Annotated in this window: 8 protein-coding genes and 1 CRISPR repeat array; all 8 genes read right to left on the bottom strand. The window is 50.2% G+C overall.

Translation table 11 applies throughout. The features are described from left to right. Positions 1-39 precede the first annotated feature (39 nt). Positions 40-2,708: a CRISPR direct-repeat array (repeat unit 28 nt; unit sequence TTTCTAAGCTGCCTGGGCGGCAGTGAAC). A gap of 150 nt (positions 2,709-2,858) precedes the next feature. Beyond that, a complete protein-coding gene (gene cas6f / locus AYI96_RS15925) occupies positions 2,859-3,497 on the bottom strand; it encodes a type I-F CRISPR-associated endoribonuclease Cas6/Csy4 (RefSeq protein WP_093981939.1) in 639 nt (212 codons plus the stop codon). A gap of 9 nt (positions 3,498-3,506) precedes the next feature. Beyond that, entirely contained in the window at positions 3,507-4,538 is a 1,032-nt protein-coding gene (gene csy3 / locus AYI96_RS15920) for a type I-F CRISPR-associated protein Csy3 (RefSeq protein ID WP_144361969.1), read from the bottom strand. An 11-nt stretch (positions 4,539-4,549) separates the two neighbouring features. Beyond that, a complete protein-coding gene (gene csy2, locus AYI96_RS15915) occupies positions 4,550-5,437 on the bottom strand; it encodes a type I-F CRISPR-associated protein Csy2 (RefSeq protein WP_071475680.1) in 888 nt (295 codons plus the stop codon). After that, complete coding sequence (csy1, locus tag AYI96_RS15910) at positions 5,434-6,696, bottom strand: type I-F CRISPR-associated protein Csy1 (protein WP_071475695.1); 1,263 nt, start codon at positions 6,694-6,696, stop codon at positions 5,434-5,436. Before csy1 ends, csy2 begins: the two co-directional genes overlap by 4 nt. Before the next feature lie 14 nt (positions 6,697-6,710). Beyond that, positions 6,711-10,088, bottom strand: coding sequence for a type I-F CRISPR-associated helicase Cas3f (gene cas3f / locus AYI96_RS15905; protein ID WP_144361968.1), 3,378 nt, complete (start codon positions 10,086-10,088; stop codon positions 6,711-6,713). Next, complete coding sequence (gene cas1f, locus AYI96_RS15900) at positions 10,085-11,074, bottom strand: type I-F CRISPR-associated endonuclease Cas1f (RefSeq protein ID WP_144361967.1); 990 nt, start codon at positions 11,072-11,074, stop codon at positions 10,085-10,087. The genes cas3f and cas1f overlap by 4 nt, the downstream gene beginning before the upstream one ends. Before the next feature lie 113 nt (positions 11,075-11,187). Then, a complete protein-coding gene (locus tag AYI96_RS15895) occupies positions 11,188-12,024 on the bottom strand; it encodes a WYL domain-containing protein (RefSeq protein ID WP_202932885.1) in 837 nt (278 codons plus the stop codon). 215 nt (positions 12,025-12,239) lie between these two features. After that, complete coding sequence (locus AYI96_RS15890; RefSeq protein WP_144361966.1) at positions 12,240-15,089, bottom strand: M16 family metallopeptidase; 2,850 nt, start codon at positions 15,087-15,089, stop codon at positions 12,240-12,242.

Here is a 15,089-nt window from a genome sequence, read left to right as displayed (position 1 = left end):
GAGTGATAAATTCGGGGGAAAGGTCATCACCAGAAGAACTTTCTAAGCTGCCTGGGCGGCAGTGAACAATATCGGCCAACATATCAACGTCAATAAGCTTTTCTAAGCTGCCTGGGCGGCAGTGAACGAACAGCAAAAGTAGTGGCAGCTGCTTCCTACTTTCTAAGCTGCCTGGGCGGCAGTGAACACCATGCGACCCAGCGCATGAGCGCCGATAAATTTCTAAGCTGCCTGGGCGGCAGTGAACAAAGGCAGGCCAATTTGTAAGCATTGCGGCGATTTCTAAGCTGCCTGGGCGGCAGTGAACTATCGCAACATAAGCGAGTAAGGGCGGGTAGCTTTCTAAGCTGCCTGGGCGGCAGTGAACAAGCACTGGATTACTATCATCCCTGGCTTTCTTTTCTAAGCTGCCTGGGCGGCAGTGAGCTATTTCGCGATTATTTTACCAATTCTCCTTATTTTCTAAGCTGCCTGGGCGGCAGTGAACAACAAACTCAATGCAGAATTGCACCGCCGGGATTTCTAAGCTGCCTGGGCGGCAGTGAACGGATGCGTCCAGTTAGCCCCAAATCTCCAACATTTCTAAGCTGCCTGGGCGGCAGTGAACGATGGCCAGGTTAGGGCTGTCTCTGACTTGATTTTCTAAGCTGCCTGGGCGGCAGTGAACGAATCTGATGATGAGGATAGCGTGACGCAAAATTTCTAAGCTGCCTGGGCGGCAGTGAACTTCCATTGATCGCCAAACTTGATACCGAGCTTTTTCTAAGCTGCCTGGGCGGCAGTGAACAAGTACATATTCCAGATTGGATGCCTCACAACTTTCTAAGCTGCCTGGGCGGCAGTGAACGCTAATCAGGCTCCTGAGACTGTCAGGGATTTTTTCTAAGCTGCCTGGGCGGCAGTGAACTCCGATATCGTCAGAGACATTCAGCAGCGGCGTTTCTAAGCTGCCTGGGCGGCAGTGAACGCTACCAATCGAGTGGGACGACTGCGCGGCTATTTCTAAGCTGCCTGGGCGGCAGTGAACCGATTGGAGCGTATCACGTAATAGGAGACATTTTTCTAAGCTGCCTGGGCGGCAGTGAACTTAATGGTGCTGGGATGGTAACAACTGGTCGATTTCTAAGCTGCCTGGGCGGCAGTGAACATTTGCAAGGCAAACCCGGCCTCCTGGGCGTATTTCTAAGCTGCCTGGGCGGCAGTGAACGAAAACATCCCTCAGTAAGCGGGCGGCGTAATTTTCTAAGCTGCCTGGGCGGCAGTGAACGAGATCACAGGTTTTCGCGTCGAGCGCTTACATTTCTAAGCTGCCTGGGCGGCAGTGAACTGATTGCCCCAGGGGCGTTTGATGATGTGCTATTTCTAAGCTGCCTGGGCGGCAGTGAACAAGAACGTCCTAGCGTGGCGCGCTGCCAGCCCTTTCTAAGCTGCCTGGGCGGCAGTGAACAAGATGGGCGCGACGGCATACCGGGGCACAGTTTTCTAAGCTGCCTGGGCGGCAGTGAACTATGACGGCATCACCCGCCCCGAGGCCCTAGAGTTTCTAAGCTGCCTGGGCGGCAGTGAACTGGCGGAAGGCGTCCCCGCCTGCGTTAATCACTTTCTAAGCTGCCTGGGCGGCAGTGAACCGCGGTCAACCCTGTGCGCGACATGATAGGCGTTTCTAAGCTGCCTGGGCGGCAGTGAACTACCGGCGCACTGCTGACAGCTTTTGCATGGTTTTCTAAGCTGCCTGGGCGGCAGTGAACTCGGGATTACATGGGGCACCACCCAGCCAACTTTTCTAAGCTGCCTGGGCGGCAGTGAACTTATTGGAGTATCCAGCCTCGACAATTATGGCTTTCTAAGCTGCCTGGGCGGCAGTGAACATTACGCCGCGACAGTGGAAACGCCACGAAGATTTCTAAGCTGCCTGGGCGGCAGTGAACTGTCGGACGCATTCGTGCTGGGCCTCCAGGTCTTTCTAAGCTGCCTGGGCGGCAGTGAACTGGGGTCATGGTATGCAAGGAAGCGGCCCGACTTTCTAAGCTGCCTGGGCGGCAGTGAACATGTCTAGTATTGATTTGCGCTACACGTGTGTTTTCTAAGCTGCCTGGGCGGCAGTGAACCTGGCAGGGCGTCTTTCGATAATCTTCTTCGTTTTCTAAGCTGCCTGGGCGGCAGTGAACTGGCACGATGGGACTCTTGGCCTACGCGCGCATTTCTAAGCTGCCTGGGCGGCAGTGAACCGCACTGTGGGTTGCGGCAGACGGTGGTGTTATTTCTAAGCTGCCTGGGCGGCAGTGAACTTTCCCAAATCTTCTCAGGGATTTTCATAGTCTTTCTAAGCTGCCTGGGCGGCAGTGAACCAGCGAGAGCAACAAAAACAGTTGTCACTACATTTCTAAGCTGCCTGGGCGGCAGTGAACAGCGTAACGCTTCAGTCGTGCTACTTCCAATATTTCTAAGCTGCCTGGGCGGCAGTGAACGATGTAGTTTACGTAAGCCTGAGCGCATATGTTTTCTAAGCTGCCTGGGCGGCAGTGAACCTGGTTCCGTAACGGGTACTTGCTCCGTTACGTTTCTAAGCTGCCTGGGCGGCAGTGAACGGAACGCGATTGGCGGCGTAAACGACACCGACTTTCTAAGCTGCCTGGGCGGCAGTGAACCCTTAACGCGCCGTGCGGGTATCGCTTCAACATTTCTAAGCTGCCTGGGCGGCAGTGAACAATAGAATAAAGCAATAAAAGAAAGTCACAACAGGTGGTTAGGATAAAAAACCTATTTTTACCCTGTTGAATACCACCTGTTGTAACTGATTGTATACAAAGCTTATTTTTAAAGAGCAAAAATAAAGGGTAAAACTCACCCTTTGATGCTTAAAAGTGCGGTACTGTTCCAAGCGATGCAATACCATTAACTTTACGACTCAGCCCGTAGCAATCGAAAAGCCCATCCACAGGTGTACTTTGCGGATATCTTTCGATAAACAGCGGGAACTTGCTGTTTTTGTCCGGCGAACGTTGTTTCGTTTGCTGGCTGTGCAAGAAGATAAATGGCAAATCACACTGCCCAGTCGGTTTGCTTTTTTCAAGATCGGTTAAGCACTCGGCCAGCGGCTTGCCCGACTTTGCCGCCCATAATGCCGCCTTTTGCTGCATAGCCCGCTCAATCCGCTCAGGCGATTTCACCTGTTTGCGTACAAAGCTCACGTAGGAAACATCACTCGGTACGGGTTTGATGCCTTTAATATGCGCATAGTCTTCGAACCGATTCAGCCATTGGTGAATGGCTAGCTTTTCCAATGACGCTTGTTCTTTGGCAAAGAGGCGCAATTTACCGCCCAGGGGAAACTTAGCTCGGAGATAATCAGGAAAGCCAACCGCAACACTAGACTGATTTGCATCCACTTTGTGTTCAACAAGTGCAATATGCACTTGTTGAAACACGTTTTGCCAAAGAAAACCAAGCGAGATATCGACATCCGGTAGTAAGGTAATTTCTTGGTAGTAGTTCATTACCGCCACCTATTTATCACTTTCGCCGAATACCCCACCGCGCACCAACACGGCCACCACATAATGTTCATCTTCTTCACGCGGTAGTGGTTCTCCACGAGCCCACTTGTCAAAGAAGCTGTAAAAATCCTGCTTATCTTTCGGAGTGCGGAATGCTTTACCCAAATTGGTCACTGCGCCATAAGGTTCTATGGCAATCGCCCCTGCACTTTGTTCTGCCAAAGCGTATTCTGGATACCAAGTATCAATAGAACGCAATGCATTACCTATTTTTTGTGAGTGCATTGCTGCATGTTCATTAACGGCATAAAGAATTTTACTTTTCTTGGTTTTGCTATTGCCTTTATCCAACACTAGCTCTTCACTTGGATAAACTTCTTGCGCTTTACCCACTTTTGCATAGCAGTCAATTTGCAGCATCAGGTGTTCGGACTTACTGGCCAAGGCCTTGGCAACGCGTTCAGCCAAACTACTCACTTGTTCATCGTTATGATCGAAATGACGGGTGCTGAACTTTTTGGCGTCAAACGTCCAAGTTTGCTCCGCCCCTTTATTAAGCGCCTTAACTTGCACTTCGATTTCTTCAGCACCCACTCGGTTACGCCATAAGAAACGCGCGTTTGCCAGGTTAGTGGCGTAGCGTTTTGCCAATTCAAAACAACCATGCTTGGCAATGTACTGCTCAACTGCGGCACTATAGCTCTGTTTGAATTGCGCATTATTACAAGCCGAAGGTTGAGCTAAACCACCCAACACTTTTAGGGTGAAATGGAGTTTAAGAGTGTCTTGATCTTGCCCCAGAGCACAGGCATCGACACGTTGTAAGTTTGCTTTCTCCACTTCGGCATTTAACTTAAGTGGATCATTTTTTACTGCCGCTTTTAAACGGTTAGAAATGGTTCCACGTACCGATTTTTCTTGTAACGATAAAGGAGTGACCTGTTCTTTAGCGTCCCAGCTAGTGCCAAATAGATAGCCATCTGATGGGACTAGTTTCTTCTCAAATGCCAATACTGAAGCGGTGTCGTTAATTTTAGCCATGAGATTGTTCCTTATTCATGTTCGTTGATAGCGTTAACTTGCTGACAAAGGTAAAGATCGTTTTCTAAATCGGAGTTGTATTGCCAAAGGGCGTCATCGAGGTTTTTAATTTTGTGCGCCATAACAAACTCACCTAGCGTGACCACGCTTTCGGCAAAACGATGGGGCGTAGTGGGATCTCGTTGATTTTTCGCCTCACCTAATGGTGAAATGCCCTGAAACCCAGTGGCAATCGGCACAATCCAACCATGGGTTTTGCGCTGGCTGTGCCAAACAACACTGCCATCTTCAAGCTGTTCACAATTGTGGTTAACGCTGAGGTAGCCAAGCAGTGCATCTAATGCATCATTGTCTTGCTGCATGGCCTCTATCATTAGATCGCGCCGTTCTAGCAGTACATAGCCCGGCATCAGTTGGCGTAGAACTCGCGTCGTATCCTCTTCTGTCACCACTGAGCCGATTGCGGGCTTTCCTATACAGATGACATCACCACCCGCTACTTTCATGGTGGCGATGACCGCTTGCAATTGCCCTGCAAAATCAGGATATTGCACCTGTTCCTCATCGCCACTCCACTCAATCACTAAAGAGACGTCTAAATGACAGCGTGCTTCTTCTATAAATGCCGAACGCGAACCGTCCTTATCGAGTGGGTTACCTGTACCAATGATTGAATGGACAAAATCGCCCTCACCTTTGTGAGTTTGTACATCACAGCAATGACTGACAACGGCGACACTGTGCAGCATTAACTCAGACAGACCGGCTTGGTTCAATTTGCGCTCCAAAGCGTGGACAAACCCTAACCATGCTGTCATGGCCGGAAAACCTATGGTAAAAGGGCTTGAGAGTGCATTGGCGTTGTGAATTTTAATATGGGGCAAAATCAGCACTCTCATCGAAAGTTCTCCCTATTGCTGGCAACCACTGTCTCAATGGCCAAGAGTTCTTGATCGGCCAGTAATAAGGGGTTGCTGATGACTTTGCTGCGGCTGTAGTGGTTGATTAAACCACGGGCAATTTGACGAGTGATTTTATCGAGCCACTCATTCTCTTGTTCTCGCTGCGACTCAAATTCAGGGTACAACCAAACTTTTTGCTCCAATGGCAATTCGCTTGGTAAGTCGCCTTGATGGTCAGTGAGAAACAGGCGCACTTGCCACATTTTTTCAATAACCAAATCAACGTATTGCTGAATACGGTAATCGCGTCCATCACGGATATTGATGTTGTTATAGTCAGTCTTAAACAGTCGATGCAACGCTTCCAACACCTCCTTGGCTTGCCAAGCAGTAAAACACTCTTTGAAAAAGTCCGTCTTAGGCAAGCGGATTTCTCTGGGTGTTAAATTAGGCGGAATGGATGGAAGAAGATGGGCTTTTCCCGCATTTTGGTTATTGAGCACGCTGATGTTTTGAGGTTTTGTACCGCCAAAGCCAATGGTCGTTAGACCAAATATTTCTTGATAACCCTCTGGGTGAAATCGATTGGCTTTTTTGCACTCTCTGGCCTCTTTGACAAGCTCCCCAAATCGCATTGCATCAAGTCGTTTGCGTAATTCAAAAAGATGGCCTGAATGGGTCAATAGTGACAATAAATGATATTCACCTTCGGCTACCGGGAAATAGACCTGCTTAATCTTCGAGCTGGATACCGAAGCTTGATCGCTATCGATCATTTTTAAAAAACCGTCTCGTAGCGTCTGATAATCACAGGTTGGCACCTCAAGCAACTGGCGAGCCAACTCACTTTCTTGTTCAATATGCACGAGCAGAGAGCGTTGATCGCTCATCGGCAAGCTCAGGAACTTATACACGTCCAATGCCGCTGCATTACCGAGTGCATCAGGCTCTACCGCCACATTGCCTGATCGCAGAAAGCCATCGGCACTCGGTTTATTCTTGGCAATTATCGATGAAACATAGCCATTTTTGTTCTTTCGCGCACTCGGATGACTAAAGGTGCAGGGATGTGAGGCTATTGAGATTTGCCCTGCCCTTTTAGCAGCATCGGGTAACCAATTTGCCAACAGAAAGTTTTGCTCACACTCCCGCTGTTTTTCCAATACTTCTGATTCTTGCATCGAGGTACTGACATTTTTCTTAAGCCAGGCTTCTTTGCGCTCGGCAAAGAAGGTGACTATTGCTGGATCTAACACAGTAAATCCCTCCACTATTTAACCTTAACCAAGCCTAATTGGTCGTTGTAACTGTATTGTTGACTTCCTTCCCGGTAGATAAAACTGATTTCTCCGTATCGTACTGACGTGACAAACTCCTGCTCAGGGCTTGGACTGTATAAACTGACTAACTCACTGTAATCACGCTGTAGCCAAAGCTTCTGTTGTTGGGTTGATGGAAACGGTAGATGTTCAATATTCAAGGTGCGTTCAATCGGGTGTAAGCCGCCCTGATCTTCACGCAAACAAAACTCAATGCTGCGCGCTTTTTTAACTAAGTAGATTTGCACTGAGGGTTCACTTTTACGAAAGCGTTTGAAGTATTGCGGCAATGCCGTAAGCCACCAGTAGCCATGAATATGACCGTGTAAATGCTCACACCAACAAGATTGACGCTGGCTTTCCCGACGGTTGCGGCTGAATCTATCCCGGCGGTTAACTTCGCTTACTTCTGACTTGCCGATTTGATCCGTGCCGCATGTTTTGGCGGTGGCAAAGTGCTCTAAATCCGCCAAGTTTTTTTGTGGCTCCAACGTCGCTCGCTTCTGAATTCGAGCAACCGCATTAACCGATTGCAGCAATGGCTTTTCGTCCACCAACTGGGTTAAGTCATGAGTGACGAGCTGAGTAGTTCGGTCGGTTTCATAGCCAGGACGGTTAAATACTCGCTCTTCTCCCCCCTTGAACCCTTTGAGGTTGTACTGCAACAAGCCAATATTGGGCACAGGAATTTCTCCATCACGGTGCCTGCGTACACGGCCTGCCATTTGAATAATCGAACGAAAAGAAGAGGGCTCTATCACCGCCCAATCAAAGTCATGGTCACGCCCCACTTCTTCCACAGGCGTAGTCACCAAAATAAAGATCATATTTTTTGCAGAACAGGCATTTAAATGACCGCGAATAATGGAATGGCTGAAGGCAAGCGGTAATTCGTTCGCTGCTTCTTTACGCTTAAGCACCTCATCTAGATGCTTTTCTTGCTCGTGGCGCAGCAACAACACTTGCTGACTGTGGTAAGCCATACAACGTACTTCGGTATCTGCAGGCCAATCACAACTGAGCAAGTACTTGGTTAGCTCGACACAGGGTTGAATATTGGCAAGGCGCACCACACCAAAGGAAACTTGAATTTGGCTTTGGGGATCTAAGGTAAAGTGGTGCCGGTGTTTAGCCAGCACCGCTTGCTTTACCGTTGCAAAATACTGAGTATCAAGCGGTAAATCTGGTTGTTTGAGGCAGGGGATAATTTCGGCTTTACGTTTGGCGGTTTGCTGTTTGAGCTTCTCGACCCGTTTATTGATAAAGCCTTGTTGCAAAGCCTGGTAAGCCTCCAAGTCATAATCATTGCTCCCCACCAACTGAGTATGTGCCGTAAATTCATCAATATAAATACAATTAATGCTGGCGTTTCGGTCACGACTGGCGGCAAATATTGCCCACCCCTGGCGATAGGCATTGTACAAACCGAGCGCTAAATCCGGCGGGATGGTGGCAGAGGAAATCATGACTTTTCGCCCCAGCATACCGGCCAAGTGAACGAGTCTGCCAATCGCAATCAGATCGTCGCCAGTAAAATCATCGATTTCATCTATCACCAAATCGGATGACATTAACCGTAAGCAAGGCAATATATAACGCCCACCCCGTTTGGTTTCGGTAGCCGCCATAATATGATCTATGGTGCAAGCCAGTACCGGGGCATACAGCAACTTGCGATCTTTTTCCTTGATTAAAACTGTGGTGAGTTCTTCTTCGGGCAATACGCCCTGCCAATGCAGTTCATCAGTTTCTTCTTGCAAGCTTTCCATCGATTCAGAGCCAAGCTCAGCTTGATTAAGTTCCACTTCCTCCTTATCGACTTGCGCACCAGTCTGGTGATGTAACTCGTAAATCGCCTTAGAGCCAATGAGCACAGCGAGATCTTTATCTTGCAGTTTGAGCCGCTGCTTGTATTCATCGCCGGTTTGCAAAGTAAGAGTGCGCAAACCAAGCGCGAGAATAAACCGCAGACTTTCACCATCCTCCGAGAGCGCCTGCATGATTTTGGCGTTAGCCATAGTTTTCCCGCAGCCAGTACTCGCCATATTGACCACAAAATAACCTTGGCTTTTATCTTCAGTATACTCACGCCACTCGATAATTTTACGTACCGCTTTGTCTTGCCAACGGAACGCTTTTGGGGTGCTGCTTTTGGGTGCCAGCTCGGTAAGTTCAGTCGCTTTTAGCGGCTCAGATTCAAAAAAGGGCAGCAACCTCACCGTATTCACCGCCACCCTGGCGACATTAACCAAATGTTCATCCAGCTTTTGTTTACGCTCTTTGGTCTCGGGATCTGTATTGGCGTACAGCTCGGTTGAAACCTTCCAACTAGGATCATTGGCTTGCGAGGAGTAATAATGGTCGCCCAGCATCAAGCACAACCGTGCATGGTGTAAAACCACGCGCCAGCTGCCGTCATTCATCGCTTGCTCTAACAAAGGCAACTGATGCAATAAATCCTTAGCTCGGCGTTGCAATGCCGTTAGCCAAGTTTGTGATTGGGAAAGTAACCCTAAAGGAAATTCAAAGCATTTGGGTAACAGCCTGTTGTAATCCTCAAATTGGTTTTCATACCCCCATGCCGAAGTAATTCTGGTCAACAAATCACCAAGCGAACTATTATGATTCTCTCGCTGTTCCCGACACATCTCTTCTTTTTTGGGCAGCGGTAATCTGTGATGAGAAACAATTAACCAACTAATCAATGCTGCTGCGTTGGGCAGTTCGCTTAGTGGCTTTTCCGTTTGTAACCTTTGGTAAGTCAATCGCGACTCATCAATGCCTTGGTTGATCAGAAAGTTCAACCATGCTTCATCGTGACTCTCACTCATCTGGCTTGTAACGAACTGATGAAATAACAGGCAAGAGATCCACTCATGGCGCAGTGGGTCGCCTTTATGCTGGGTTTTAATCTCTGGTTTTAATTTTTCCTGAAACAGTAAAGAAGCCTTACCCCAATCGTGCAACAAAGCGGCCATAGCTGCGAGCGCTTTAATCAGTGGCAAATATTTCCAATCACTTTCATAGTCGCTGTTGAGTAAATCTTTCTCAGTACTGTTAACTGGCACCACACCTTCCAAATTAAATTTCTTTTTATTCCCCACCACCCATAAAAACTGGCTGCGGGAGCGAGAGCGGATCCAATGGCAACTGACGGCAGTGCTGCGGCTGGCGGTTTGACGTAGCATTTTTTTCACCGTTAACAATCCCTCTTCGGTGATCAGGGTTTGCCAGGTGTTATCGCCAATCCGGTTGGCGAAAGCATCCAGTACGCGACGGGTTTTCTTAAGCGCGTTTTTTTCACACTGAGAGACAAAGGTGACCATCATAATGGGATTACCTCGCGCTCTTGTTCACCCTGACCTCGCAAGGCAACGCGTTTTACTGTGTCAAACATAAAGTCGAGGGCTTTGTGCTCAATAAAGGCTTGCAATATTTGCTGGCGAAACTCTTGTTCGGTTGCGTTTTCTTTGGCACAAACAAAGGCCCAGGGCAGCACAATGGCGTCTTTGATTAAATCGGCCACATCAAACACCAAAGCACCGCGGCGGGTTTTACCATGCATCACGGCAAAGCCATGCGGAATCCCCAATACCCACAAACAGCTTGCTGCCAAACCATAAGCTAAGTAGTTGCCATGATTTAAAAAGTCGTTGGCTTTGTCGGTACATTTTTTGTCGGGTTGTTGTTGGCGAGAAAAACCCTCTTTGCCGGTATTATTGGCTGCGTATTTGTATAGAACTTTGGTTAATTGCGCTTCGGTAAGCAGCAGCTCTGAAGATTGACTGGCTGCCACTGTGCGCTTGTGGAAGGTTTCAAGTGATTGTTGGATAACCTGATCCTGAACATTGAACTTTTCCAGAGCGAGTTCACGGTCAGTGCGCCACACCTTTTGTAAGTAGTCGATTCGGGCATTTTGAAATTGTTTCGCGGCGGCTAAGCGCTTTTCATCATCAAACCAAAATGAGAGCCAGCCTTGCAGGTATTCGGTAGGCCGATATTCACTTTGCGGTGTAAACCATTCCACTTCAGTCGCCATATGCAACGGTGTGCCGCCACCGCCACAAAACCCTACCAGTACTCCGGCCTGCGAGAGCATACGCATTGCGGCCTGAGTAATTGATGTACCGTTGCCAAGCAGCAAGACTGTGGTGTTGGCGATAGGGATATTGAAGTAGAGGTTTTCTTTATCAGCTTCGGTTAAATAGAGTACTCGGCCATCTTTTTGCATTACGCGACAATATTCGAGGTAATACATGTTGGTGCGTTTTGAGTGCAGAATCACTTTAAGATCAGAGGGTGAGAAATCGTCCATTTAAATACCTCGGCGTTAGATATCAGTTACTTTTACCCAACTTTCCTATTGCCACCAATACTGTACAGACACTCAGGTTAACTGAGTTTACCTTGGCTCAAACCATACTGGTCCTAGCTATTGAATAACCACTGCTTGATGTCATTTCGGTTTACCAGCACCAACTGCTGAGCCTCGGGTGTGCCATCCAGATACTTGGTATTGACCTGCATTTCCCTGAGCAGGTAATCCACCAAAGCTGCCCGGCACTGAATAATGAGTTGTCCCCCTTCCATCTGATAATCTTTGGCCAGCACCTGTTGTTGCTGGGCTGTCAGGCGGGGATCAGGAGCCAGAATTACCGCCAGCATGGTCTGCCAGGCAGAGTCATCTTTTACAGTTTGATGGGCGATGCCCTCCACAACAGGAATTCCCCGAAAACGGCTCAGAACAAGATCGCGAAAAGCCGCTGACTTTTCACAGTAACCCCGAACATGGTAGCGGCTGCCGGCCTTGACTAAGGTATGAGGGGTAAAAATTCGGCCTTCATCTTCGGGATTGGACAGAGAGACATATTCCACCTCAAGCCTGAGGTTTTGCTCGATGGCATTAATCAAACCGGCGAGAACATGGCGGCAAGTGTTGCGCTCCGGCAATGCCATTCGGGTGGCACAGGAGCCATTCAAGGGGCGGGGCTGAGTAAAGTAACCTGTCTCGTACCAGAGGAAAAAATCATCCAGGGAAGCAGATGAGTAGCTGAGACTGGCGTGCTCTGCAAACCCGAAACAGGCCTTATCGAGCTTTATCAAGGCGCCTGGGTGCAATTCCCGGTATTTGGCCAAATCTTTGTGGGCTTGCTGACGGGTAATGGCAAATTGGTGTTCGATATCTTTATTGCGGACTCTCCCTTTCCAAAAGGCCAACATCTCGAGAAAAGCAAATCGCTCTATCGGCAACTTACAATTGCTCACCTTCCCCTCCATGGACATTTAGCTGTCGTCACCAGAACATAAATTCAGTCTGCCATAGCCCCATGTCAACGAGTAGGTCTAATGGCGAAATATTCGACACAGCTCATACAATATATAATTCGGTAAAAATCACTCTGATAAATGCCCTCAACATATTGTTTAGTAAAAGAAGACGGCCGAATGGCCGTCTTGTTAGATACCTCGGCTCTTGGGTATTAAACCTCTGCCGGCTCCAGCATAAAGACCTTCTTCTGCTGTCCCAAAAGTTGTTGCAGCAGTTGATTGGTCTGCTCCAGCGTCAGCTTATTCAGCGTGTTATCCGTCTCAGCCAGCTCCTGAAGTCGCCCTTCATCGGCCATGGTCTGCGCCAGAGCAGCGCTCCAAAAGGCGGCGCTTTGGCGCTGTTGACGCTGCAACACGGCCAGGGTTTGCTTGGCCTGTTTGAACTCGGCCACACTCATGCCTTCGCGCACCAGATGCTGCACTACAGTATCGGCTTCTGCGGCCAGCGCCTCGGCCCGCTCAGGCGCCGCGGTGAAGTTGAGCCGTCCCAGATAATAAGCTGCCGGGTCACGCGCCAATAGCTGCGACATCTGGATCACATAGACACCGGAAGCCTCGGTGCGCAGTTTCTGCCGCAGCCTTTGGTTCAGCACCTGCTCTATCAGTTGCATCGCCATGCTGTTTGCCGCACTCCACTTCGCATCCTGGCTGTATTGGATCTGCACCATGGTTTTCGGGCTACTGCTCCAGGGGTAACGGCGCTCCATAGACTCAGCCTTGGGGCGAATGTTGCGATCAGTCCAGCTCTGCGCCGTTTTGCCCTCCTGTTTGGCAAGATGACCGAGCCAGAGGTTGGCCTGCTCGCCCAATTGCTTGAGCGGCAGATTGCCGCTGATGCTCAGCACCATGGCGCCCGGGTCACCCAGCAGTTGCCTATCTAATTGCTCAAGCCTTGCCAGCTCTGATGCAGGTTCACTGCCCTGCATCAAGAGCAGCTCTCCGTTCTCAAAGGCGGCTTGTGTGATGGCGTCCATAAAGCGCCGCTCGGCGGGCACATGATTCCGCTGTTGCTGAATAGCCTGAAGCTGCCTGCTCAAAGCCTCCTGGCAATACTTGGGCTGAGTCAAACGCAGGGCAAATAATTTGAGCAGCGGCGCCAGGGTATCGGCGGATGCCTGACCACGCAGGCCATGATGCAGCAGCTCGGCATAGGGGGTGATACTGATGCCGTATTGCTTCTGCAAGGCCAGCAGATCCCGGCCCGAATACTCGCCGATACCGCAGGAGGATGGCAGGTAAAGCGCTTGGCTGACATAGCCCTTGGTGTTGTGGTTTTCCAGAGAACGGCCACCGGGAAGGCGCAGATCCAGCTGAATATTATCGGTCAGCATAGGATCGCTGTGCAGCAGCAAGATCAGGCCATTGGCCAGTTGCCAGCGCTCGCTGCGCACCTTGGGCAAGGCGCCAAGCGCCGGCAGTGATACTCTATCCACGACCTTGTTCAACGCAGGCGGCGTTAAGTCCAGTGTCAGTTGCCTAGGTTTGAGCGCAAAGGCGCCTGGCGTGCTCGTCAGCCCCTGTTGCCAGGCGGTCAGTAGGCTATTTTTATTGAGCTTTTCGGCGTCTGTGTCCGGCCCTATGAGAGCAATTTTGACTTCGGCCTGTTGCAGCAAAGACTGTACCGCCGCCTGCAGATGCTCGGGCGTAACCTCTGTGAGGAAGGTCTGGGTCATCTGCCACTCTTGCTGCTTGTTCAGCATAGGCATTTGAAAGCTGACGGCATTAGTCAGTTGCTCGAGCAGATAACCGCTGTCATAGCGCGACTCGCTCAGCGCCTGCTGTTGCAAGCGCGCCAACAAGGGCGCCTTAACGGCATCCAGCTCAGCTTGGCTCACCCCCTGGCTCGCCAAACGTTTAAGCTCGGTGGCAAAGCGCTGCAACGCGGTGCCATAGTCGGCATCGAGCGGGTGCAGAATCGCCAGATGCTGAATTCGCGAGGGCGACAGTACCGCGCTCTGATCGCCGAGCTGCGCCTTGGCAAACAGCTGTTCATCCACCATCAGGCCGAGACGACGATTCAGTACCGCCAGCCAGAGCCTATCGAGCAGATCCCGCCATTGGCCGTTGACGCTATTGAGCGGCGCGGGCAGGGGCTGTTGCAGCATGAGTTGGATGAAACGCTGCGATTGCTCGGGATCCAACACAGTTTGCAGTTGCACCTCGGCAGCGGAGGAATCGAAGCGGCCCCAGTCGGCGGCGACTTTACTGTCGCCCTTCGCCATAGGCCCGAAGAAATGCTCAATATGCTGCCGAGCCTCTTCGACATCGAATTCACCGGCCATCATCAGCACCATATTTTGCGGCTGATACCAGTCCTGATAATACTGCTTGGCCAGGGTCACAGGCGCAGTGCGGATCACCTCGGGTAGACCTATAGGATTACGCTCGGCCAGTTCACTGCCTTGATAACGCAGTTGCTCCAGGGCGCTGTTGATCCTCTGCCCTAGCCCCTGACGCAGACGCCACTCTTCGATAATCACTTCCCGCTCGCGCTCAAACGCCTGGGGATCGAACGTCAACTTATGGCCCCATTGGGATAAGATTTTCAATCCCAACACCACTTGCTGCTCGTCGGCGGCGGGTAAAGACAACTTATAGACGGTGGAAGCAAAGCTGGTGACCGCATTGACATGGCTGCCAAGGCTGATCCCCTGCTGTTCCAGCTGTTTAAAGCTTTGCTGATCCGCAAACGCCTCTGTGCCCTTGAACGCCATATGTTCAACGAAATGGGCCAAGCCTTGCTGGGCGTCGGTTTCCTGCAGCGAGCCGGCCTTGACCAGCAGCCTGAGTTCCACATTTTGCCGCGGATCTTTCCTGGGCAGCAGCATCACCTGCAAACCGTTTTCCAAGGTATAAGTTTGCAGATCCGGCCTCAGTGGCAAGCTGCCCTCGGCGAGTGGTTGCAGTGACGTCGACTGTTGTTGTGACTGTGGTTTCGGCTCAGTAGTGCTTTGGCAAGCCAGCAGCAAACCGGCCAGCAAACATACTATCAAGGGTTTCAT

It is taken from the genome of Shewanella sp. MSW (assembly GCF_007636515.1).
In the GTDB taxonomy this organism is placed as follows: Bacteria; Pseudomonadota; Gammaproteobacteria; order Enterobacterales; family Shewanellaceae; genus Shewanella; species Shewanella indica.
This window is presented reverse-complemented; position numbering and strand designations above follow the sequence as displayed.

Coding starts and splice junctions, on each gene's coding strand:
- cas6f (WP_093981939.1), bottom strand. CDS start 3,497: ATGAACTACTACCAAGAAATTACCTTACTACCGGATGTCGATATCTCG.
- csy2 (WP_071475680.1), bottom strand. CDS start 5,437: ATGAGAGTGCTGATTTTGCCCCATATTAAAATTCACAACGCCAATGCA.
- AYI96_RS15890 (WP_144361966.1), bottom strand. CDS start 15,089: ATGAAACCCTTGATAGTATGTTTGCTGGCCGGTTTGCTGCTGGCTTGC.
- cas1f (WP_144361967.1), bottom strand. CDS start 11,074: ATGGACGATTTCTCACCCTCTGATCTTAAAGTGATTCTGCACTCAAAA.
- cas3f (WP_144361968.1), bottom strand. CDS start 10,088: ATGATGGTCACCTTTGTCTCTCAGTGTGAAAAAAACGCGCTTAAGAAA.
- csy3 (WP_144361969.1), bottom strand. CDS start 4,538: ATGGCTAAAATTAACGACACCGCTTCAGTATTGGCATTTGAGAAGAAA.